This window comes from Stenotrophomonas genospecies 5, from assembly GCF_054473825.1.
In genome coordinates this window covers 2,905,522-2,924,888 of record NZ_JBTMUW010000001.1, presented here as the reverse complement: position 1 = coordinate 2,924,888, position 19,367 = coordinate 2,905,522, and the positions used below count along the sequence as shown (strand labels likewise).

Below are 19,367 nucleotides of genomic sequence, written 5' to 3'. Positions count from 1 at the left end.
TGTCGTCAACACGGCATGAAACTTGCCCGCGATGGCCGTCGCAGAACCGATGCGTGCGTAGGCGCGGGCACTGTCAATCTGAGCGGTCGATCACGACGGATGCCGCGGGCGATGACCTAGCCTTGGCGACGCGAGATCGCCGGGGAGGCGGTCGCACGGGGAACACGGATGGCACGCGTGCTGGTAGTGGGAACCGATATCCAGGGAGAGCAGGCCCTGCTCAGGCGCCTGCGCATCGCTTCGGCCCTGCCTGACGGCCAGATCCGCCGCAGCCAGGATCTGGACGACTGTGATCTGCTGGTCATCCGCGATACGCCCGCATTGCGCAACGCGGCCCTGCGCATGCGCCAGCAGCGGCCCCGCCTGCAGTGCTGGATCGAAGATCCCGGTGGCCAGCTGCGCGACGGCGATGGCCAGCAGCGTGTGCTCGATGACGGCGCCATCGGCCGCGCACTGCGTGGCATGCAGCGCCCACCGGAACCCGTAATTCCACACGTGCCCGCGCCGATCCGCCTGGCCGATGGTGCACACGCGATCACCCGCCTGCTGCGCGAGCGCTTGCCACTGCGGCAGGGATACGCGCTGCTGGGGGATGCCGCTGCGCCCCTGCTGCTGCTGGACCTGGAGCAGGACCAGGCCATCGCACTGCACGAGCCCGTCGTGGCATTGGTCGAACGCCTTGCGCGGGGGTTCGAACAGCTCTGGCTCGATGCGCTGACAGCAGCGCAGCTGCAGGCCCAGGCGGCAGATCGCACCCGGCAGCCATTGCGCCCGTTGCTGTGGCAGTGGGCGCAGCGCAGCCCGCATTGGCAGGCCCTGGACGAGCGCCTGCGCGTCGCCTCGGTGAAACTGCTGCGCTGGCCTGACTTCCGCGTACTGGGCCACGATCACGATGGCTTCCGCCTGTGCTCGCTGCTGCTCAAGCGCGCCTGTACGGTGGACGAGTGTGCCGTGCTGCTCGACCTTCCGCAGGCTGCAGTACGCGATTTCGTGCACGCCGCTTATCTGTGTGGCTATGCGCAGCTGCAACCGGCGCCTGCGGCGACGGTGACGGTCATGCGCGGCACGGGCAACGACAGCGGGCTATTGGCCCGGCTGTGGCGCCACCTGCGCGGGAGCGAACGCAATGCGTGAGCACAAGGTGGTCGTGCTGGGTGGCATGGGCAGCGGCAAGTCGACGCTGGTGCGCAGCATCGCCGCCGGCACGGTGGTGGACACCGACGTCGCCAACAGCGATCGGCTTGGCGCCGACAAGGCATCGACCACGGTGGCGCTCGACTACGCCGACATCGATCTGCCCAATGGCGAGCGTCTCCGCCTGTACGGTACGCCGGGTCAGCAACGTTTTGATTTCCTGTGGCCGATCCTGCTGCAGGGCGCGCGCGGCGCGGTGCTGCTGCTGGATGGCCGACGTGCCGGCGTGGCTGCCGAACTGGACGGCTACCTGCAGGTGCTGCGGCCGTTCGGACCGGCGCTGGCACTGGTGGTGGCGGTGACCCATCTGGACCAGGCACCGGCGGCCGCGATGGAACACTGGGCAGCACATGCGCAGATCGACGGCCAACCGCTGCCGCTGCTGCCGCTGGATGCGCGCGACCGCGAACAGGGGCTGTTGCTGATGGATGTGCTGATGAGCGAGATCGAAGCGTACGCGCTGGTGACCGCGCATGGCTGACGGACAGGCCGCACTGCTGCCCGATGCACGCCAGCGCGAACGCCTGCAGCCGTTGCTGCAGGACCTGCAGCACCGGGTGGAAGGGGTGCGCACCGTGGTGCTGGCCAGTGTCGATGGCTTCGCGCTGGTCAGCGCCGGTGCCGAAGGGCGTGGTGAACGCCTGGCCGCGATGACCAGCGCAATGCTGGCGTTGGCGGCAGCAGTAGGGCGCGAGCTGGTCCTGGGAGACCTGCAGACGCTGATGCTGGAAGCCGCGGGCGGCAAGGTGCTGATGCTGGCCATTCACGGTGAAGGGCGTGCGCCGCTGCTGCTGATGGCAGCCTGCGACCAGCGCAGCGTGATCGGCCAGGTGCTGTGGCAGAGCAGGGAATGTGGCCAGGCGATCCTGGCCGAACTCGGCGGACCGTGAGCCCGGCCGCAGGGGAACGAGGGGCTCGAACCTACACCGACAAGGGGTGCAACGTGTCTGGATTGACTGAATCGTTGAATGCACTGATGGGTATCGATGGCGCGCAGGCCGTGGCGCTGGTCGACTATGAAAGCGGCATGCTGCTGGGCGAAGCCGGTGCGGGGATGGACATGGAAGTGGCGGCAGCCGGCAACACCGAAGTGATCCGCGCGAAGATGAAAACCGCAGCGTCGCTCAACCTCAACGACAGCATCGAGGACATCCTGATCTCGCTGGGCAGGGCGTACCACATCATGCGCCCGGTGGCCAGGAAGAAGGGCCTGTTCTTCTACATCGTGCTGGACCGTAGCAAATCCAATCTGGCATTGGCCCGGCGCAAGGTGCAGGAAGTGGAGGCCGAGCTGGCCATCTGAGCCGATGCTTGTTGGAGCCGGGCATGGCCCGGCTCTACACATTCCACCCCACGCCGGCGTATGGTTGAGCCATCTTCTCCGGTGAGCCCTGCATGTCCACGCCTGACATCGCTGCCGAGCTGGCGCCGCGCGTCGCCGGCGCCATCCGCGATGGATTCGAGCAGTACCATGCCCGCTTCGCGGCGATCACCGCCCGCGCGCGGCAGCGCTTCGAGCAGCGCGACTGGAGCGGTGCTCGCCAGGACGCCGTCGAGCGCATCGCCCTGTACGACCTGTGCATCGCCGAGCAGATGGATGCACTGCGCCGGCTTGCCGGCGAGGCGATCGGCGAGCGCTCGCTGTGGCTGCAGGTGCACGGCGCCTACAGCGCCCTGCTGCAGGGGCTGATCGACGCCGAGCTGTACAAGACGTTCTACAACACGCTGTCGCGGCGGTTGTTCGCCACTCGCGGCGTCGACCCGGCGGTGGAGTTCATCGCCTTCGATGTCGAGCCGTCCGATGCGATCACCCATCCGGTCGCCCGCCACACCTATGCGGTCTCGCCGACGCGCCCGGTGGAGGCGCTGCAGCGGGTGCTGGCTGACTATCGCTTCGATGTTCCCTATGCGCACCAGCTGCGCTGTGCCGCCGCCATCGCCGTACGGCTGCAGGATGATCTTGCGCACTGGGGCGATACGCCGGTACGCAGCATCGAACTGCTGGATACCGTGTTCTACCGCGAGCGTCGCGCCTATCTGGTAGGGCGCGTCTTCGGCGAGCATCGCTTCTCGCCCTGCGTGATCGCGCTGGTCAACGACGAACAGGGCCTGCGTGCCGATGCAGTGCTGACCCGTCGCCGCGATGTCGCCCACCTGTTCGGCGTGTCGCGCAGCTATTTCCAGGCCGACCTGGCCACCGTCGGCGACGCCGTGGTGTTCCTGCGCAGCCTGCTGCCGGGCAAGCCGATCGACGAAATCTACACCGTGCTGGGCCGTGCCAAGCAGGGCAAGACCGAGCGCTACCGCACCTTCTTCCGCCATTTCAATGAACATCCACACGAGCGCCTGGTCCACGCCGAAGGCACCCCCGGCATGGTCATGGCCGTGTTCACCCTGCCCAGTTACCCGCTCGTGTTCAAACTCATCCGCGATCGTTTCGCCTGGCCGAAGGCGATGTCACGGCAGCAGGTGGAAGAGAAGTACGCGCTGGTGTTCAACCTGGACCGTGTCGGCCGCCTGCTGGACGCGCAACCCTATCGGCACCTGCGCTTCCCGCGCGACCGCTTTGCGCCGGCGCTGCTTGACGAACTGCTGGGCCAGTGCGCGCAGAGCATCCGCGTCGATGGCGACGAAGTGGAAGTGGCGCTGTGCTACGTGCAGCGCCGTTTCCGCCCGTTGAACCTGTACCTGCGCGAGCAGGGCGCAGAGCCGGTGCGCGCTGCGGTGCTCGACTACGCGCAGGCGATCACCGACATGGCGCGCAACAACATTTTCCCCGGTGACATGCTGCCGAAGAATTTCGGTGTTTCACGTCACGGCCGCGCGGTCTTCTACGATTACGACGAACTGTGCCTGGTCAGCGACTGTATGTTCCGTGCCTGGCCGCAGCCGAGCTCGCCGGAAGAGGCGATGGCCGACGAGCCCTGGTTCCACGTTGGCCCGCGCGATGTGTTCCCCGAACGCTTCGGCCCCTTCATGGGATTGCCGGCCGGCGAACTGGCGGCCGTGCGTGAGCACTATCGGCACCTGTTCGATCCCGGCTGGTGGCAGGCCCTGCAGGCCCGCTTCGCCAGTGGCGACTATCCGGACACGCCGCCCTATGCCGCCAGCCACCGGCTGGCGTAGCCCCGCGCGCCTGCGCTTCAGTCTGCGTGGGGGTAGACGATTACCCGGTTGCGCCCCTGTTCCTTGGCCAGGTACAGGGCCTTGTCGGCCAGGCGCAGGGCCTGCTCGGCATCGGCATGGAAGCTGGGGAAATGGGCCACGCCCAGCGACACCGTGATCGTGCCGACCGGTGCGTAGGGGTGATCGGCGATGTGCTGGCGCAGGCGCTCGGCGGCCTGGCGCGCAGGCTCGGTACCGATACCCGGCAACAGCAGCAGGAACTCCTCGCCGCCAGCGCGGCACAACAGATCGCTCTCGCGCGAGTGGCGGCGCATCTGCTCGGCGATATGGACGATGACGGCATCACCGACGTCATGCCCATGGCCGTCGTTGATCGATTTGAAGCGATCAATGTCCAGCGCCAGGATCGCGAAGGGAATGCCCTGCGCCTGCAGCGCATCCAGCGCATGCTGCAGCCCGCGACGATTCAACAGACCGGTCATCGGATCGGTGCGGCTGGCGCGGTTGAGCGTGCCGATCCGGTCCTGCAGTGCGTTGAAACTGTGCAGCACCGCATGCTTGAGCTGGGCAACCTCGAAGTACCAGGCGCGGATGCCGTTGACATGGCTGATCGCGTTGCCGGTGTCCTCGCCGGCCTGCACGTTGCGCGCCAGCTGCCACAGCGGCAGCGAAATGCGCCGGGCGAACCACCAGGTGATCACCAGTGACAACACACCCAGCGGGATCGCGTTCCAGATCACCGCCGACATCAGCCGCGACAGTGGCTGCAGGGTGGCTTCGGTGGGCCGCTGGGCGACGATGCCCCAGCCGGTGACAGCGACCGGGGCATAGCCGGCCAGCATCGATACACCGCGGTTGTTGCGCACCTGCTGCGCTCCCCGCTCACCGTGGATCACCGCCGTCACCGCCGGATTGCCGACCACATAGTCGCCCACCCGCTCGCCTTCGACGTGGTACAGCAGGCGGCCATGGCGGTCGACCACATACAGATACGAGCCGTCGCGATAGTAATGCGTACCCAGCAGCGTATGCAGCGCGCTGCGCTGGCGCAGGTACAGGGTGCCGCTGATATAGCCGCGGTACCGGCCCTGGCCGTCGAAAATCGGATGCGACAGTGAGACCAGCAGCTTGCCGGTGGCCGACTGGTAGGGATCGCTGATCATCGGCTGACGGGAGGCCAGTGCCGCATTGTTGCCCGCGCTGTGCAGGATCTCGCCCTGCAGCTGCAGCGTCTGGGGCGAGGTGGCGATCACCAGGCCATCGGCATCCACGACCAGCGAGGAGTTGAAGCTGCTCGACTGCAGCTGCAGGCGGCTGGCTTCGCCCTGCGCCTGGCGTGGATCCATGTCCGCCTCGCCCAGCCGGGTCGCGCTGTAGGCCAACTGCTGCTGGGCGGACAGCAGGAAGTTCTGGGTCGTCTCGGCCAGCTTGCTGGCATAGACGCGGTTGGCCTCCAGCGTGTTGCCGACCAGCTGGTCGCGTTGCACGCGGTAGCTGGCCAGCAGTGTATTGGCCAGGGCGATGATGGCGCTGAGCAGGGCGAGGGCCAGGATCAGCTTGCCCAGGTTGAGGCGGGGCGAAATCAGGCGCATGCGGAGCAGGATGGGGCGGGGGGGACCGCAATGCGGGCAGGCGCAGGCGGAATGCAGGCAGCATTATCGCCAGAAACGGCGTCGGCGCGGGTGAAGCCCGGCGCGACCGGCGGCCTCAGCGCTGCAGGCGGCGCAGCAGGGTCTGGCGCACGTGCGCGGCCGCCGCTGCGTCGAGCGTTCCCAGCACACCCTGCGCCTGCATCGGGATGTGTGCGGTCGCTGCCTCGCTGTCGGCGAACACATAGTGGTCGAACATCGCGCGCCACTGCGCGCGCTGTGCCGCAGGCAATCCGCGCAGGGCCAGGATCGACAGCATCAGGGCATTCATCGGCGAGTCCATCCAGGCCGGCACCGGCCGCCACCAGGTGTTGACCAGCACATTGAATGTTTCCAGACCTTCCATGTGGTGCCACCACAGTGAAGGGATGAAGACCGCATCGCCCGGTTCAAGTTCGGCCACCAGCGCCTGCTGCAGCGCCTGCGGGAAGCGCGGAAAGCGATCAAGGTCCGGTGCGTGGAAATCGACCAGGCTGATCGCCTGCCCTGCGGGAGTGAAATCGAGCGGGCCGATGTACAGGTTGTCGATCTGGTCCGGTGGGAACAGCGTCACCCGGCGGCGCCCGGCCGCCACGCATGCCAGGTTGTCCGGTACGTCCTGATGGGCGGCAATGCGCGAGCGGTTGCCGATCCAGATGCTGCTGAGAGGTTCGTCCACGCCCAGCTGCAGCGGATTGGCCCGGGTGAAGCCGGGCAGAAAGCTGTCCAGCGTCGTCGATGCCACGTAGATCGATGGCGGCGCCGGATCGGTGGCGTACTTCAGCAGCGTGGCCAGCACCACTTTCAACGGTACCTGCTCGCGGCGGAAGTTGAAGCCGCTCATGTCCGCGTTGTAGAACAGCCGGCCGCCGGCGTCGGGTGCTGCCGTGGTCGCGGTCACCGGCATCTGCCCGTGGTCGAACGCGGCCAGGTGCGCAACCGCCTCCGCAGGCGAGCGGCGCGCGGCCGCGACCAGGGGCCAGTGCGCGACCAGCCCGCGGATCACCTTCGGCGTGGTCCAGGTGTGCAGCCGGGCCGGCAGCTCATCCGGGTCCAGGTCCCGCACGTCATCGATGGGTCGGGGGTGGGGCAGCATGCGTGGACATCCTGGGCGTGATGGAGGGCCGGGCCCGTGCCCGGCGGCCTTGGGTCCGCGCATCATGCACCCGTGCGGCGTGGGCCGGGCATGAACCCGGCCCACGAGGCCTCCGGCGCCGGTCAGAACTTGTAGCGGACGCCGAACATGTAGCGCGGACCGGTCTGGGTGGCATAACGCAGCATGTTGGTGTGCCGCGAATAGGTGCGCATGGTCTCGTCGGTCAGGTTGATTGCTTCCAGGCTCAGCGTCAGCTGTTCGCTGACCGCGTAGCTGATGTTGAGATCGAGCTGACCGTACGCGGCAGTGTAGTTCGGGTTCGGGCCCTGGCCACCGATGCCGTTGAGGAACTTGTCGCGCCAGTTGTAGGCCGCGCGGATCTGCCAGGCGTTCTTGTCGTAGAACGCGACCACGTTGGCCGAATCGCTCAGGCCGATCATCGGGTACTGGTCGCCCAGGCTGAGGTTGTTGAACGTCAGCCCCGACTTCACCTTGGTGTAGTTCGCGGCCACGCCGAAGCCGGACTGGCCGAACAGGTGCTGCACCGCCACTTCCCAGCCGTCGAGGTGATCCGAGTGCTGGTTGGCCGGTACCGTGATGTCGAAACCGGCCACCGGGTCGTTGGGCTGGCCGATGATGGTGCCGGTCATCTGCCCGGCCGAATTGCGCCCGGTATAGGTTACGCCGGGATCCCCGGCATGGTTGGTGAAGATGTAGTCGCGGATGCAGGGCATGTCGGTGGTGCCGCAGCCCGATGCCAGTGCCTCGTTCCAGTACGCGCCACCGACCGGCGTATGCAGGGTGCCGGCGTTCTCGCGCACGATGGTGTCGCTGATGAAGTTCTTGATGTTCTTGCGGAAGAAGCCCACGGAGGCATAGCTGGCCTCGCCGTAGTACCACTCCAGCGACAGATCGAAGTTGTCCGAGATCAGCGGCTCCAGACCCGGATTGCCGCGGGTGCCGGTGCCGCCCTGGGTGCGCACGATGTCGGCCAGCGACTGACCGCTCTGGATCTGCGTCCAGCTCGGCCGGCCCAGGGTGCGGCTGTAGCTGCCGCGCAGCGCCAGCGTCTCGGCCAGGTCCAGTTTCAGATCAACGTTCGGCAGCACGTAGTCGTACTTGCCCTTGCCACCGACGAAGCCGCGATCGGCGGCGTAGTCGATGTTGAACTCGTTGGCCGAACTCCAGCTGATGCCGGTCGGTACGCGCACCAGCGCATTCGACTCCACCTCGGTCTGCTCGTAGCGCGCGCCGACGGCCACGTGCAGTGGCATCGACCAATCCAACGTGGTGCGGTACTGCAGGTAGGCACTCTTCGACTTCTCGGTGGTGCGGATGTCCTCGGAGTACTCCGTCGGTGCGTAGTAGCAGCTCGGGCAGGCCGGATCGGAATCGGTGCCGACCTGGGCCGCCCGATCGATCAGGCGGTCGAAGTCGAACACCAGGAACTGGCCGGTCAGGCGCGGATCGTTGTGGCCGGAGAATGCTTTGAAGTACTTGCCCATGTTGTCGGCGTACCAGATGTCATCGGCGTAGTCGGCCGGAGAGCCCAGACCGCCCCAGCTGTTGCGCTGCATGATGGCTGAGGCAGAGCGGTTCTCCACCTGGGTGTGGCCCACGCCGAAGTCCAGCGCCGAATAGTCGGCGAAGCGGAACGTGCCGCGGCCCTGGTACTGCTGCACCTTGGACTTGTTGTAGCTGTTCTGGAACACCGAGCCGGTGACCAGTGCGTCGGAGGCCTGCACGCCGCCCGGCGGCAGTGCGATGTTGATGATCGGCAGGTCGCCGCTGTAGTCGACGGTGGTGGTGCCACGCACGAAGGCGGCCACGCCGAGCACGCCCGCCGAGCCATAGGGACTGTCCGGCCGCGATTCCGACTCGGCGTTGTGCACATCGAAGGACAGGTCCAGCGCGTCGTTCACTTCCCAGTCGACGTTGAAGCCCAGCGAGTGCATGTCGGTCTTGGTGGCCAGTTTGGCGCCGCCCATCGACACGTCCGAATTGGTCATGTCCTCGCTGTAGATGATCGGCGCGGACACCGGGCCGTTGGTCCAGATGCTGTCGCCCGGACCATAGTTGAACCAGACCGACAGCTCGCTGCGCTGCTGCTGCACCTTGTTCTCGACATAGGTGTAGTCCAGCGTGGTGGTGACATTGTCGGCCGGCTTCCACTGGAACGTCGCCTGCGCGTTGGTGCGCTGCCGCTGCACGCCATTGACGTTGTAGGCGGTGTTCTGCGGACGCGCGTAGACGTCGTCGGGGCCGGGGCGGTTGGTGATGCGGTCGGAATACCCCTGGCCCGGCAGCGGCAGTGCCCGCCAGTCCGCGCTCTCGTCGCCCTTGAACGTGGCCCAGCCCTCGGCCACGGTGGCCTGGTTGAAGCCGGAATCACGTTCCTGGTGGCTGGCACTGAACGTCACGCCGAAGCGATCGTCGGCGTAGCGCTGGCTGAAGATGCCCGAGAGCTCGCCGGTGACGTTGGAGCCGCGCAGGGTCCGCGGCAGGTTGTCGTTGGACGAATCGTTGACCGCCTTCAGACCAAGGCTGATCACCGGTTCGGACTCCAGCGGCCGCAGCGTCTTGATGTTGATGGTGGCACCGATGCCACCGGCAGGATTGTCGGCGCGGCTGGTCTTGTATACCTCCACCGCAGAGATCGACTCGGAAGCGAGGTTGGCGAAGTCGAACGAGCGCGAGCCGGACAGGCCGCCGCCGCCGTTGCCCAGATTCGACGCCGGCATCTGCCGCCCGTTCAGCAGCACCAGGTTGTAGTCCGGACCAATGCCGCGCACGGTCACCTTGGACCCTTCGCCGCTGGAGGTGCGGTCGATGGAAACACCGCTGATGCGCTGCAATGATTCGGCCAGGTTGGTGTCCGGGAACTTGCCGATGTCCTCGGCGACGATGCCGTCAACCACGCCCTGGCTGTCGCGCTTGAGGTTCATCGATGAGGTCAGGCTGCCGCGGATACCGGTGACCTGCACCGCATCGAGCGTGGTCGGATCGACTGGTTCGTTGGTGGCGGGTGCGTCCTGTGCCCATGCCGGGGCGGCCAGCGCAGCCAGCAGCGCGGAAGTGAGCATCGTCTTGCGAGGTACTGCCTTGTACGTCTTCATGGAAGCTCCCTCCCCAGGGAATTCGGTAATGGCGATCCTGCTTCGTTCAATCACGGACTACTGCATGTGGCCCGGATTGGAGCGACGCTTGACAGCGTTGTCAACAAACTGCCATGAAGTGCGCCGCGTCGGCGGTCGCAAGGTGCGCTGTGAAATCGTTGCCAGAACCTCGTCGCTTCGGAAACAACGCCTTGTGCGACGGCATCTGCAGCGGTTTTGCAGGGATGACAGCGCTGCCAACACGAGGGCAGGAAAGTGTTGTGCGGTGCAGAACAAAACTGCGCGGATCAGCTTTCAGCTCGCAGGTGTCAGGTCATTCGTCGGATTGACAGCGCTGGACAATCACAATGGCTGCAAATGTCACGCCTGACCGCAGGATGGCTTCGATCACTGACTGGAAGGACAAGCAATGGACACAGTAACGACCGTTCGAGGACATCACGTGCAGGGCACCACCCGCGCACTGGCGGTGGTCACCGCCATCTTCTTCATGTGGGGCTTCCTGACCTGCCTCAACGACATCCTCATTCCGCACCTGAAAGCGGCGTTCGCGCTGAGCTGGGTGCAGGCGATGCTCATCCAGTTCACCTTCTTCGGCGCCTACTTCCTGATGTCGCTGCCTGCGGGCCGGCTGGTGGCTGCGGTGGGATACAAGCGCGGCATCGTCGCCGGGCTGGCCATTGCAGGCGTCGGCTCCCTGCTGTTCTGGCCGGCTGCGGCCGCCCATGTCTATGGGCTGTTCCTGGCGGCGTTGTTCGTGCTGGCCACCGGCATCACCGTGCTGCAGGTGGCAGCCAACCCCTACGTGGCATTGCTGGGCGAGGAGCTCACCAGCTCCAGCCGGTTGACCCTGGCGCAATCGATGAACTCGCTGGGCACCACGCTGGCACCGTTGTTCGGTGGCCTGCTGATCCTGTCGGCGCAGCCGCGCAGCGAGGAGCAGCTGGCGCTGTTGCCGCAGGCCGAAGCACTGGCCTACCGTGCAGCCGAAGCGCAATCGGTGCAGCTGCCGTACTTCGGCCTGGCCGTGGTCCTGTTCCTGCTGGCGGCAGCGATCTGGATGTTCCGTCTTCCCACCATTCCCGGCGTGGAGGAACGCACCGGCGCGCGAAGCCGGCCGTGGGACGTCCTGCGCCACCGTCATGTGCGACTGGGTGTGCTGGCCATCTTCTGCTACGTGGGCGCGGAAGTTTCCATCGGCAGCGTGCTGGTCAACTTCCTGTCCTCGCCGGGCATCGGCCAGGGCATGACCGAGCAGGAGGCCACCGGTTATGTCTCGCTCTATTGGGGCGGTGCGCTGGTCGGGCGCCTGCTTGGCGCGGCGCTGCTGGCGCGGTTGGATGCGCGCTGGCTGCTCGGTCTTTTCGCGCTCGCGGTGGTGCTGCTGCTCGGCATCACCGTCTCCACCACGGGTGGCCTGGCCAAGTGGGCGGTGGTGAGCATCGGACTGTTCAACTCCATCATGTTTCCGACCATCTTCGCGCTGGCGATCACCCGACTTGGAGCTCTCACCGGACAGGCTTCAAGCCTGTTGGTGATGGCGATCGTCGGCGGTGCGGTCATTCCGCTGGCCATGGGCTGGCTTGCCGACAATCATGGCCTGCAGCTGTCGTTCCTGCTGCCGGCGCTGTGTTATCTCTACATTGCCTTCTATGCATGGAAGGGTTCGCGGCTGCCTGCCGCGTGAGCCGCAGGTTCGCCGCTGGCTCAACGTCGCCGTGGTGCGGCGGTCGACTCGCGTTCGAGTACCGCGTGCTCGACCGTGATCATGCGGCCAGCGGCTTCGGCACGGATGTGCTCGATCAGCTGTTCGGTGGCCAGCCGCCCCATGTGCGAGGTCGGTTGGCGCACGGTGGTGAGTGCAGGGTAGATGTGCCCTGCGATCGGGGTGTCGTCGAACCCGCACACCGAAAGGTCGCGCGGCACGCGAAGGCCGCGTTCGCCCGCGACGCGATACACGGCCGCGGCCATGTCGTCGTTGGCGGCGAAGATTGCCGTGGGAGGCTCATCCATGTCGAGCAGCAGGTTGGCTGCGTCCACGCCGGACTCGAACGAGAACTGGCCGTTGACCACCAGCGCCGGATCGTAGGCGATACCTGCCTGCCGCAGGGCCTGGCGGTAACCGGCGTAGCGCCACTGGCAGGCACCATGCGCGCGCGGCCCCTTGATGTGGGCAATGCGGCGGTGGCCCTGCGCGACCAGGTGACCGATCAGCTCGACCACCGCAGTGGTTTCATCCATGCGCACGCCGATGCGTCCCTCCGGGTGTCGCGGGGCGATGCAGGCGAAGGGAATGTCATGCTCTTCCAGGTACGACAGCACTACTTCGTCGTCGGTCAGCGGCGGGATCAGCACCACGCCATCCGGACGCGAGTTCTCGAACAGCGCGGTCATGTCGGGCAGGGTACGCCGGCCAGTGCCCACCGGGCCGAGGATCAGGTTGTAGTGCTGTGCGTGGCAGGCCTCGAGCATGCCGTTCTGGATTTCCATCAGGTAGTTGCGCGAAGGATTGTTGTAGACCAGTGCCAGCGCGTACGAGCGCTGTCCGGCCAGGCTGCGCGCGGAGAGATTGGGCTTGTAGCCCAGGCGCGCCACGGCCGCCAGCACCCGTTCGCGGGTCTGCTCGCGCACGTTGGGCTCGCGGTTGAGCACGCGGGACACCGTCTTGATCGATACCCCGGCAACGGCGGCGACATCCTCGATTCGACTGCGCATGATGCGGTGGATCCTCCTGGAAGGCGGCTACGCGCCGATGGTAGTGCGTACCTGCGATGTCGGTGTTGCCGGAGCAGGCGGATGGTGCCACGACGCGAGGGGGACTGGCACGTCCTGAATTCTTGTCGCGTCGCAACACCCACCGCCGCGGGCCGTGTGCTGCGTCGGCCGCAAAGCCCGCCGTTACGCGATTGCCGCCACAGGATGTGCGATCGCTCATTGACACGATGCAGGCAGGCTTATATGACAGCGCTGTCAGGACGGGCGTCCGATCGCCCATGCCGACGTGCCGCTGCAGTCCCGCACGCCAGGAACGTCATCCACGGAGGTAATACCCAGTGAAGCGCCCCACCCAGACCCTTCTTTCCGGCTGTCTGCTGGCCGCCCTGGCCGCATCGGCGGGTGCCGCGCCGTCCACGGGCGAACGCCTGCAGGACTGGCCGCGCGTCCACAGCGTGATCGCTGCTGATGCGGATATCGAAAGGCGCGTGCAGGAGATCCTTGCGCAGATGACGCTGGCGCAGAAGATCGGGCAGATGACCCAGGCCGAGATCAAGACCATCACGCCGGACGAGGTGCGCCGCTACTACATCGGCTCGGTCCTCAATGGCGGTGGCTCCTGGCCGGGCATGGACAAGCACGCCAGCGTGCAGGACTGGCTGCAGCTGGCCGATGCCTACCACGCTGCATCGCTGGCAACCGATGCGAAGACGCCGGTGCCGGTCATCTGGGGCACCGATGCGGTGCACGGCCACAACAACGTGCTGGGTGCGACCCTGTTCCCGCACAACATCGGCCTGGGCGCGGCCGGCGATGCCGAACTGATCGAACGCATCGGCGAGGCGACCGCGCGCTCGGTGCGCGCCACCGGCATCGGCTGGGTGTTCGCACCCACCCTGGCCGTGGCCCATGACCCTCGCTGGGGCCGCACCTATGAGAGCTATTCGTCCGACCCGGCGGTGATCCGCAGCTACGCCCACGCCTACGTGAAGGGAGCACAGGGCACCTTCAAGGACGACGGTAACGTGGTCACCACCGCCAAGCACTACCTGGGCGATGGTGCCACCGACAACGGCCGCGACCAGGGTGAGGCGCTGGTCGACAAGAACACCATGATCAACGTCCACGCGCAGGGCTACTATGGTGCGCTTGCCGAGGGTGCGCAGACGGTGATGGCCTCGTTCAACAGCTGGAACGACCGCGCCGCAGGCGTGGACTACGGCAAGATGCACGGCAGCAAGGCGCTGCTGACCGATGCGTTGAAGGACAAGATGGGTTTTGATGGCTTCGTCGTCTCCGACTGGAACGGCATCGCGCAGGTGCCCGGCTGCCGCAACGACAGCTGTGCGCAGGCCATCAATGCCGGCATCGACATGGTGATGGTTCCTGACGACTGGAAAGCGTTCATCGCCAACACCACCGCGCAGGTCAAGAGCGGTGAGATTCCGCTGACGCGCATCGACGATGCGGTCGCCCGCATCCTGCGGGTGAAGCTGCGCGCGGACTTGTTCGACCACAAGCCGTCCGACAGCCGCTACGCCGGCGATGCCCGCGCCATGCAGCACCGTGACCTGGCCCGGCGTGCCGTGCGCGAATCGCTGGTGCTGCTGAAGAATGAAGGCAAGGCACTCCCGCTGCGCCGCGATGCGCGGGTGCTGGTGGTCGGCAAGAGCGCCGACAGCATCGGCGACCAGTCCGGCGGCTGGTCGCTGACCTGGCAGGGCACCGAGAACAGGAATTCCGATTTTCCCAACGCCGATTCCGTGCTGGGCGCGCTGCGCGCCGAACTGGGGGCGGACAAGGTCAGCTTCAGCGCCGATGGCCAAGGCGTCGATCCGAAGGCTTTCGATGTGGTGCTGGCGGTGATCGGTGAGACGCCCTATGCGGAAACCAACGGCGATATTCTCGCTTCGGATACCGTCAGCCACAGCCGGGCCTACCCGCAGGACCTGGCCGCGCTGAAGGCCGCAGCTGCAACCGGCAAGCCGGTGGTGACCGTCTACCTGTCCGGTCGCCCGATGTATGTCAACGACCTGCTCAATCTGTCCAGCGCCTTCGTCGCCGCCTGGCTGCCGGGCACCGAAGGCAAGGGCGTGACGGATGTGCTGGTGGCGGGCAAGGGCGGCAAGCCGGCACACGACTTCCGTGGACGCCTCAGCTTCCCGTGGCCGGGCGTTCCGTGCCCGGCACCGATCGACCAGCCCGACGCGAAGAAGCCGGCGCTGTTCGCGCTTGGCTATGGCCTCAGCTACGCCAAGGGCGGCAAGGTCGCCAGGCTCGAGGAAGCTGACCCGGACAGCTGCGGCGAAGTCACCGTGCTGCCGATCTTCAACCGCGCCGACACGCCGCCATTCGCCCTGCACGTTGCCGCCGCGGGAGCGACCCAACCGCTTGGCAATGATCTGAACGCTACGCTGCGCTGGCCCACCGCCAAGCCGGTGGTGCAGGTGCGCACCGTGCAGGTGAACACCCAGCAGGATGCCAAGGAGGTGACCTGGCGGGCCCCGGCGCAGCTGATCGCACGCAGCACCTCGCGCCGCAATCTCGGCGCACTGGCGCGCAGCAACGGCGCGCTGCAGTTCGATGTGCAGCTGGTGAAGCGCCCGGCATCGCCGGTGAAGGTGACCATGCAGTGTGGCAGCGGCTGTGAGGGTGGGGTGGACATCGCCCCGCAGCTGGTCGCGCTGGCGCCCGGGCAGAAGCAGACGGTGACCGTACCATTGGCCTGCTTTGCAAAGCGCGGCGTGGACCTGGGCGCGGTGGAAGCCCCGTTCGTGGTCAGCGCCGACGCGCCGTTCGCCGCGGCATTCACCCGGGTCAGGTTGACGGCCAACACGGCTACCGCCGAAGGCGCGGTGGCCTGCCCGTAACCCTGCCTGCTGGATAGAAGGCAAGCTATGGCTGTTTAGACAAATCTCCGACGAGCGCGTATGTGGGTGCTTGTATCATCACGCTTCACATCAAATGTGTGCAGATAGCATGATTCTGGCGCGAATGAAGTACTGGTTGTACGAGCTCAGGATTCCGATCCTTGCATTGGTTCTGAGCGGCACGGTGATCATCGCAGTGACCGGTCGCTGGTCGTGGGTCTCGGGTCACGTCTTTCCAAACACAACATGGGGGCTTTACTCGAAAGATTTCTTCGAGAATGTGTTGGTCGAAGCACATGGAATGATTCTGGACCTGCTGGTCATCGGTTTGGTCGCCTATCTGTTCCAGCGGAGAAGCGAACGGTCCGATCTAAAGAAGCAAGTTCTTCGTGATCTTGAGGATCTCAGACACTACAGGGGGAGTGATGCCGGATATCGGATCTACGGAGAACTACGCCGCCTGTCCTCGCTGGGGGTGAAAAAGGTCACGATCGCAACCGCTCGTATCAATGATGTAAGCCTTGAGGGATTGGATCTTGTCGACTCCAGTGCACAGGGCGTAGTCATTTCAAAATCCAGTCTCAGAGATTGCGCCTTCACCGGATGTGACTTTGATGGGGCCGTTTTCCTTGACGTCAGAGCAAAGCGGACTACTTTCCGTGGCGCGAAGCTCGTGCGCGCGAAACTGGTGGGGGCCCGCTTCAAAGGCTGCGATTTCTCTGGGGCAGATTTGACTGGTGCAGATTTCTCAAACGCAGATCTGAGCAGCGCGATCTTTCGAGGTGCAAACTGCACAAGGACGAAGTTCGACGGGGCGAAGCTTCGCAGCGCGAACTTTGTCGGCGCAACCGGCCTGTCTGAGGAGCTTAGCTCGATTGCTGCGGATGCTAAGCACATCAAGATGAAGTAAAGACGGGGGGGAATCGAACACCCCTGGCGAATTGAGATTCGCTTAGCACCAGCCCGCTAGTCTTCAGGATACCACGGCAAACGCGGTGCCCACGTGGGCGGGGCCCAATGCCTATCGGGGAACTATCGTATGACAAAAAAAGCCCCGCAGTGCGGGGCTTTTTTCTTATCGCTTCATGGAACCGAAGAACTCGTCGTTGGACTTGGTGTTCTTCATCTTGTCCAGCAGGAATTCCATCGCGGCCATTTCATCCATCGGATGCAGCAGCTTGCGCAGGATCCAGATCTTCTGCAGCAGTTCCGGCTCGATCAGCAGGTCTTCGCGGCGGGTGCCGGAGCGGTTGATGTCGATGGCCGGGAACACGCGCTTCTCGGCGATGCGGCGGCTCAGGTGCACTTCGCTGTTGCCGGTGCCCTTGAACTCTTCGTAGATCACCTCGTCCATCTTCGAGCCGGTGTCGACCAGCGCGGTGGCGATGATGGTCAGGCTGCCGCCTTCTTCAACGTTGCGCGCGGCACCGAAGAAGCGCTTCGGGCGGTGCAGGGCGTTGGCGTCCACACCACCGGTCAGCACCTTGCCCGAGCTCGGCACGACGTTGTTGTAGGCGCGTGCCAGGCGGGTGATCGAGTCCAGCAGGATCACCACGTCCTTCTTGTGCTCGACCAGGCGCTTGGCCCGTTCGATCACCATTTCGGCGACCTGCACGTGGCGTGCGGCCGGCTCGTCGAAGGTCGAGCTGATGACCTCGCCGCGCACGGTACGCTGCATTTCGGTCACTTCTTCCGGGCGCTCGTCGATCAGCAGCACGATCAGGTGCACGTCCGGATGATTGGTGGTGATCGCGGTGGCGACCTGCTGCATCATCATCGTCTTGCCCGCCTTCGGCTGGGAGACGATCAGCGAGCGCTGACCCTTGCCCTGCGGGGCCATCAGGTCGAGGATGCGGCCGGTGATGTCTTCCGACGAACCGTTGCCGCGCTCCAGGGTGAAGCGGCGACGCGGGAACAGCGGGGTCAGGTTCTCGAACAGCACCTTGTTCTTCGACGCTTCCAGCGGCTCACCGTTGATGGTGTCCACGATCGACAGCGCGAAGTAGCGCTCGCCGTCCTTCGGGAAGCGGATGCGGCCGGACAGGTGGTCGCCGGTACGCAGGTTGAAACGGCGGATCTGGCTGGGCGAAATGTAGGTGTCGTCCGGGCCGGCCAGGTAGCTGGCTTCGGCCGCGCGCAGGAAGCCGAAGCCGTCCGGCAGGATCTCCAGCACGCCATCGGCGGCAACGCCGTCGCCGTGGCGGGTCAGCACCTTCAGCAGGGCGAAGATCACATCCTGCTTGCGGGCACGCGCCACGCCTTCGGAGATCTGCAGCTGTTCGGCGATTTCCAGCAGCTTCTGTGCCGGCATGCGCTTGAGATCGCTCAGCGAATAGACCGGGAAGCCTTCCGGCACCGTCGGCTGCACGCGCGGCACGAAAGCCTGCTGCTCGCCGCCCTCGTTGGGCATGCCGTCATCGCGGAAGCGGTTGTTGCGGTCGCGGTCGCGGCGGTTGCGGAAACGGTCACGGCGGTTGCCCTGACCCTGGCCCTGCTGGCCATTCTGGTTGTGCTGATGCTGGCCGCCACCCTGAGGGTTCTGCTGCCGCGGCTGGCCGGATTCGCGACCCTCACCGCCTTCACCGCCGCCACTGCTGGCAGGGGCCTCGGCGGCGGGCGCGCTCGGCGCGGGAGCGGCTGCGGCCGGCGCCGGTGCTTCGGGCGCGGCGGCCAGCGGCAGGGTCGGCTGCGCGGGGGGCGCGCTGGTTTCGGCGGCGGCCGGTGCGGCAGCCTTGGTCACGCGGGCCTTGCGCACGCGCTTTTCGGCGGGCGCTTCTGCGCTGCCGGTTTCGGGAGTGTTATCGGACAAGAGCGTTATTCCTCGCTTGAAGGTGCGAGCGCCCGGCTGGGGCGGCGAACGTTGGGGATGGGTCTGGAAGAAACTGCGTCCAGAAGGTGCGGCACGCGAACGCGGCCGGATGTGCCGACACTATCATCGGCCCGCGGCGCCGTGCAAGGGTCGCCGGGAACAGCATTCATGCAGGCGCGGTCCGCGCCTGCCGGCAGCCGCACCGGGCGGCTGCCGGAGTCGTTACAGGGTCAGGCCAGGGCCTTGTCCAGCAGGCCGGCCAGCTGGGCCTTGCCCACCGCGCCGATCTGCTCGCCGACCTTCTCGCCGTCCTTGAACACGACCAGGTACGGGATCGAACGCACGTGGTACTTGGCGGCCAGCGCACGATTGTTGTCGACGTTGACCTTGGCGATCTTGGCGCGGCCCTGGTAGGCATCGGCCAGCTCGTCCAGCGCGGGGGCGATCATCTTGCACGGGCCACACCACTCGGCCCAGAAATCGACCAGCACCGGTTCCTTGGAATTCAGCACGGCGCTATCAAAGTCGGCATCGCCGACATGTACAACCTTGTCGCTCATCTTGGTTTCTCGTCTTGGATTGCACCCGGCCAGGCCGGAGGTGGGTGAACTGGGCCTTGCCCGGTGGCGCGACCCTCGTCGTTGCCTCGCGGCGTCCTGCCGCGGTGCGTTCGGCGGGATGCCTGGACGCTCACGGCCGGCAGTGTACCCCTATCGCGGGGCATGGACAGTGGCCGGCTGGAACCCAGCGTATCGTGATCGCTTCGAAGCGCGGTATGTGTCGGATTTCACTGTCTTCCTGAAGTGGGGGCCG

Annotated in this window: 14 protein-coding genes; 8 read left to right on the top strand and 6 right to left on the bottom strand. The window is 65.9% G+C overall.

Going from position 1 to position 19,367, the window contains the following annotated elements; genetic code table 11:
- The first annotated feature begins 168 nt into the window (after window positions 1-168).
- The 5 genes from ACX9OW_RS13430 (at window position 169) to aceK (ending at window position 4,320) form a co-directional block, all read left to right on the top strand.
- Window positions 169-1,134, top strand: coding sequence for a hypothetical protein (locus tag ACX9OW_RS13430; RefSeq protein ID WP_053515628.1), 966 nt, complete (start codon window positions 169-171; stop codon window positions 1,132-1,134).
- Window positions 1,127-1,675 (top strand): GTP-binding protein, encoded by a 549-nt coding sequence (locus tag ACX9OW_RS13425; protein WP_065174394.1) that lies wholly within the window; start codon window positions 1,127-1,129, stop codon window positions 1,673-1,675. Before ACX9OW_RS13430 ends, ACX9OW_RS13425 begins: the two co-directional genes overlap by 8 nt.
- Window positions 1,668-2,084 carry a roadblock/LC7 domain-containing protein gene (locus tag ACX9OW_RS13420; RefSeq protein WP_065181544.1) on the top strand — a complete coding sequence of 139 codons (417 nt, stop codon included), beginning with the start codon at window positions 1,668-1,670 and terminating at the stop codon, window positions 2,082-2,084. The genes ACX9OW_RS13425 and ACX9OW_RS13420 overlap by 8 nt, the downstream gene beginning before the upstream one ends.
- A gap of 53 nt (window positions 2,085-2,137) precedes the next feature.
- On the top strand, window positions 2,138-2,497 hold the full coding sequence (locus ACX9OW_RS13415; protein ID WP_111186564.1) for a hypothetical protein: 360 nt from the start codon (window positions 2,138-2,140) through the stop codon (window positions 2,495-2,497).
- Window positions 2,498-2,589: 92 nt separating this feature from the next.
- Complete coding sequence (gene aceK, locus ACX9OW_RS13410; RefSeq protein WP_459062386.1) at window positions 2,590-4,320, top strand: bifunctional isocitrate dehydrogenase kinase/phosphatase; 1,731 nt, start codon at window positions 2,590-2,592, stop codon at window positions 4,318-4,320.
- Window positions 4,321-4,337: 17 nt separating this feature from the next.
- Here aceK and ACX9OW_RS13405 read toward each other — a convergent pair whose 3' ends face one another.
- The 3 genes from ACX9OW_RS13405 to ACX9OW_RS13395 form a co-directional block, all read right to left on the bottom strand.
- Window positions 4,338-5,912: a sensor domain-containing diguanylate cyclase gene (locus ACX9OW_RS13405; RefSeq protein WP_459062385.1), complete on the bottom strand. Its 1,575-nt coding sequence runs from the start codon at window positions 5,910-5,912 to the stop codon at window positions 4,338-4,340.
- 115 nt (window positions 5,913-6,027) lie between these two features.
- Window positions 6,028-7,044: a cupin-like domain-containing protein gene (locus tag ACX9OW_RS13400; protein ID WP_065174396.1), complete on the bottom strand. Its 1,017-nt coding sequence runs from the start codon at window positions 7,042-7,044 to the stop codon at window positions 6,028-6,030.
- 122 nt (window positions 7,045-7,166) lie between these two features.
- Window positions 7,167-10,160: a TonB-dependent receptor gene (locus ACX9OW_RS13395; RefSeq protein ID WP_445394059.1), complete on the bottom strand. Its 2,994-nt coding sequence runs from the start codon at window positions 10,158-10,160 to the stop codon at window positions 7,167-7,169.
- A 409-nt stretch (window positions 10,161-10,569) separates the two neighbouring features.
- Here ACX9OW_RS13395 and ACX9OW_RS13390 point away from each other — a divergent pair, with 409 nt between their 5' ends.
- Entirely contained in the window at window positions 10,570-11,847 is a 1,278-nt protein-coding gene (locus ACX9OW_RS13390; RefSeq protein WP_445394060.1) for a sugar MFS transporter, read from the top strand.
- A 20-nt stretch (window positions 11,848-11,867) separates the two neighbouring features.
- Here ACX9OW_RS13390 and ACX9OW_RS13385 read toward each other — a convergent pair whose 3' ends face one another.
- Complete coding sequence (locus ACX9OW_RS13385) at window positions 11,868-12,875, bottom strand: LacI family DNA-binding transcriptional regulator (RefSeq protein ID WP_053515642.1); 1,008 nt, start codon at window positions 12,873-12,875, stop codon at window positions 11,868-11,870.
- A gap of 338 nt (window positions 12,876-13,213) precedes the next feature.
- On the opposite strand from ACX9OW_RS13385, the gene ACX9OW_RS13380 reads away from it, so the two are divergent.
- The gene (locus ACX9OW_RS13380) at window positions 13,214-15,745 is read left to right on the top strand and encodes a glycoside hydrolase family 3 protein (protein WP_459062384.1); all 2,532 of its coding nucleotides are present in this window, start codon (window positions 13,214-13,216) and stop codon (window positions 15,743-15,745) included.
- Between the two features lie 124 nt (window positions 15,746-15,869).
- Window positions 15,870-16,655 (top strand): pentapeptide repeat-containing protein, encoded by a 786-nt coding sequence (locus tag ACX9OW_RS13375; RefSeq protein ID WP_164151398.1) that lies wholly within the window; start codon window positions 15,870-15,872, stop codon window positions 16,653-16,655.
- A 165-nt stretch (window positions 16,656-16,820) separates the two neighbouring features.
- Here ACX9OW_RS13375 and rho read toward each other — a convergent pair whose 3' ends face one another.
- Together rho and trxA are read right to left on the bottom strand one after the other, a co-directional pair.
- Window positions 16,821-18,554, bottom strand: coding sequence for a transcription termination factor Rho (gene rho / locus ACX9OW_RS13370; protein ID WP_279941994.1), 1,734 nt, complete (start codon window positions 18,552-18,554; stop codon window positions 16,821-16,823).
- A gap of 230 nt (window positions 18,555-18,784) precedes the next feature.
- Window positions 18,785-19,114 carry a thioredoxin gene (trxA, locus tag ACX9OW_RS13365; RefSeq protein ID WP_025878607.1) on the bottom strand — a complete coding sequence of 110 codons (330 nt, stop codon included), beginning with the start codon at window positions 19,112-19,114 and terminating at the stop codon, window positions 18,785-18,787.
- Between the last annotated feature and the right edge of the window lie 253 nt (window positions 19,115-19,367).

Bases quoted from the DNA above. Each gene is read 5' to 3' on its own strand.
- trxA (WP_025878607.1), bottom strand. From the start codon at position 19,114: ATGAGCGACAAGGTTGTACATGTCGGCGATGCCGACTTTGATAGCGCC.
- ACX9OW_RS13425 (WP_065174394.1), top strand. From the start codon at position 1,127: ATGCGTGAGCACAAGGTGGTCGTGCTGGGTGGCATGGGCAGCGGCAAG.
- ACX9OW_RS13400 (WP_065174396.1), bottom strand. From the start codon at position 7,044: ATGCTGCCCCACCCCCGACCCATCGATGACGTGCGGGACCTGGACCCG.
- ACX9OW_RS13405 (WP_459062385.1), bottom strand. From the start codon at position 5,912: ATGCGCCTGATTTCGCCCCGCCTCAACCTGGGCAAGCTGATCCTGGCC.
- ACX9OW_RS13375 (WP_164151398.1), top strand. From the start codon at position 15,870: ATGAAGTACTGGTTGTACGAGCTCAGGATTCCGATCCTTGCATTGGTT.
- ACX9OW_RS13395 (WP_445394059.1), bottom strand. From the start codon at position 10,160: ATGAAGACGTACAAGGCAGTACCTCGCAAGACGATGCTCACTTCCGCG.
- ACX9OW_RS13385 (WP_053515642.1), bottom strand. From the start codon at position 12,875: ATGCGCAGTCGAATCGAGGATGTCGCCGCCGTTGCCGGGGTATCGATC.
- ACX9OW_RS13420 (WP_065181544.1), top strand. From the start codon at position 1,668: ATGGCTGACGGACAGGCCGCACTGCTGCCCGATGCACGCCAGCGCGAA.
- ACX9OW_RS13430 (WP_053515628.1), top strand. From the start codon at position 169: ATGGCACGCGTGCTGGTAGTGGGAACCGATATCCAGGGAGAGCAGGCC.
- aceK (WP_459062386.1), top strand. From the start codon at position 2,590: ATGTCCACGCCTGACATCGCTGCCGAGCTGGCGCCGCGCGTCGCCGGC.
- ACX9OW_RS13390 (WP_445394060.1), top strand. From the start codon at position 10,570: ATGGACACAGTAACGACCGTTCGAGGACATCACGTGCAGGGCACCACC.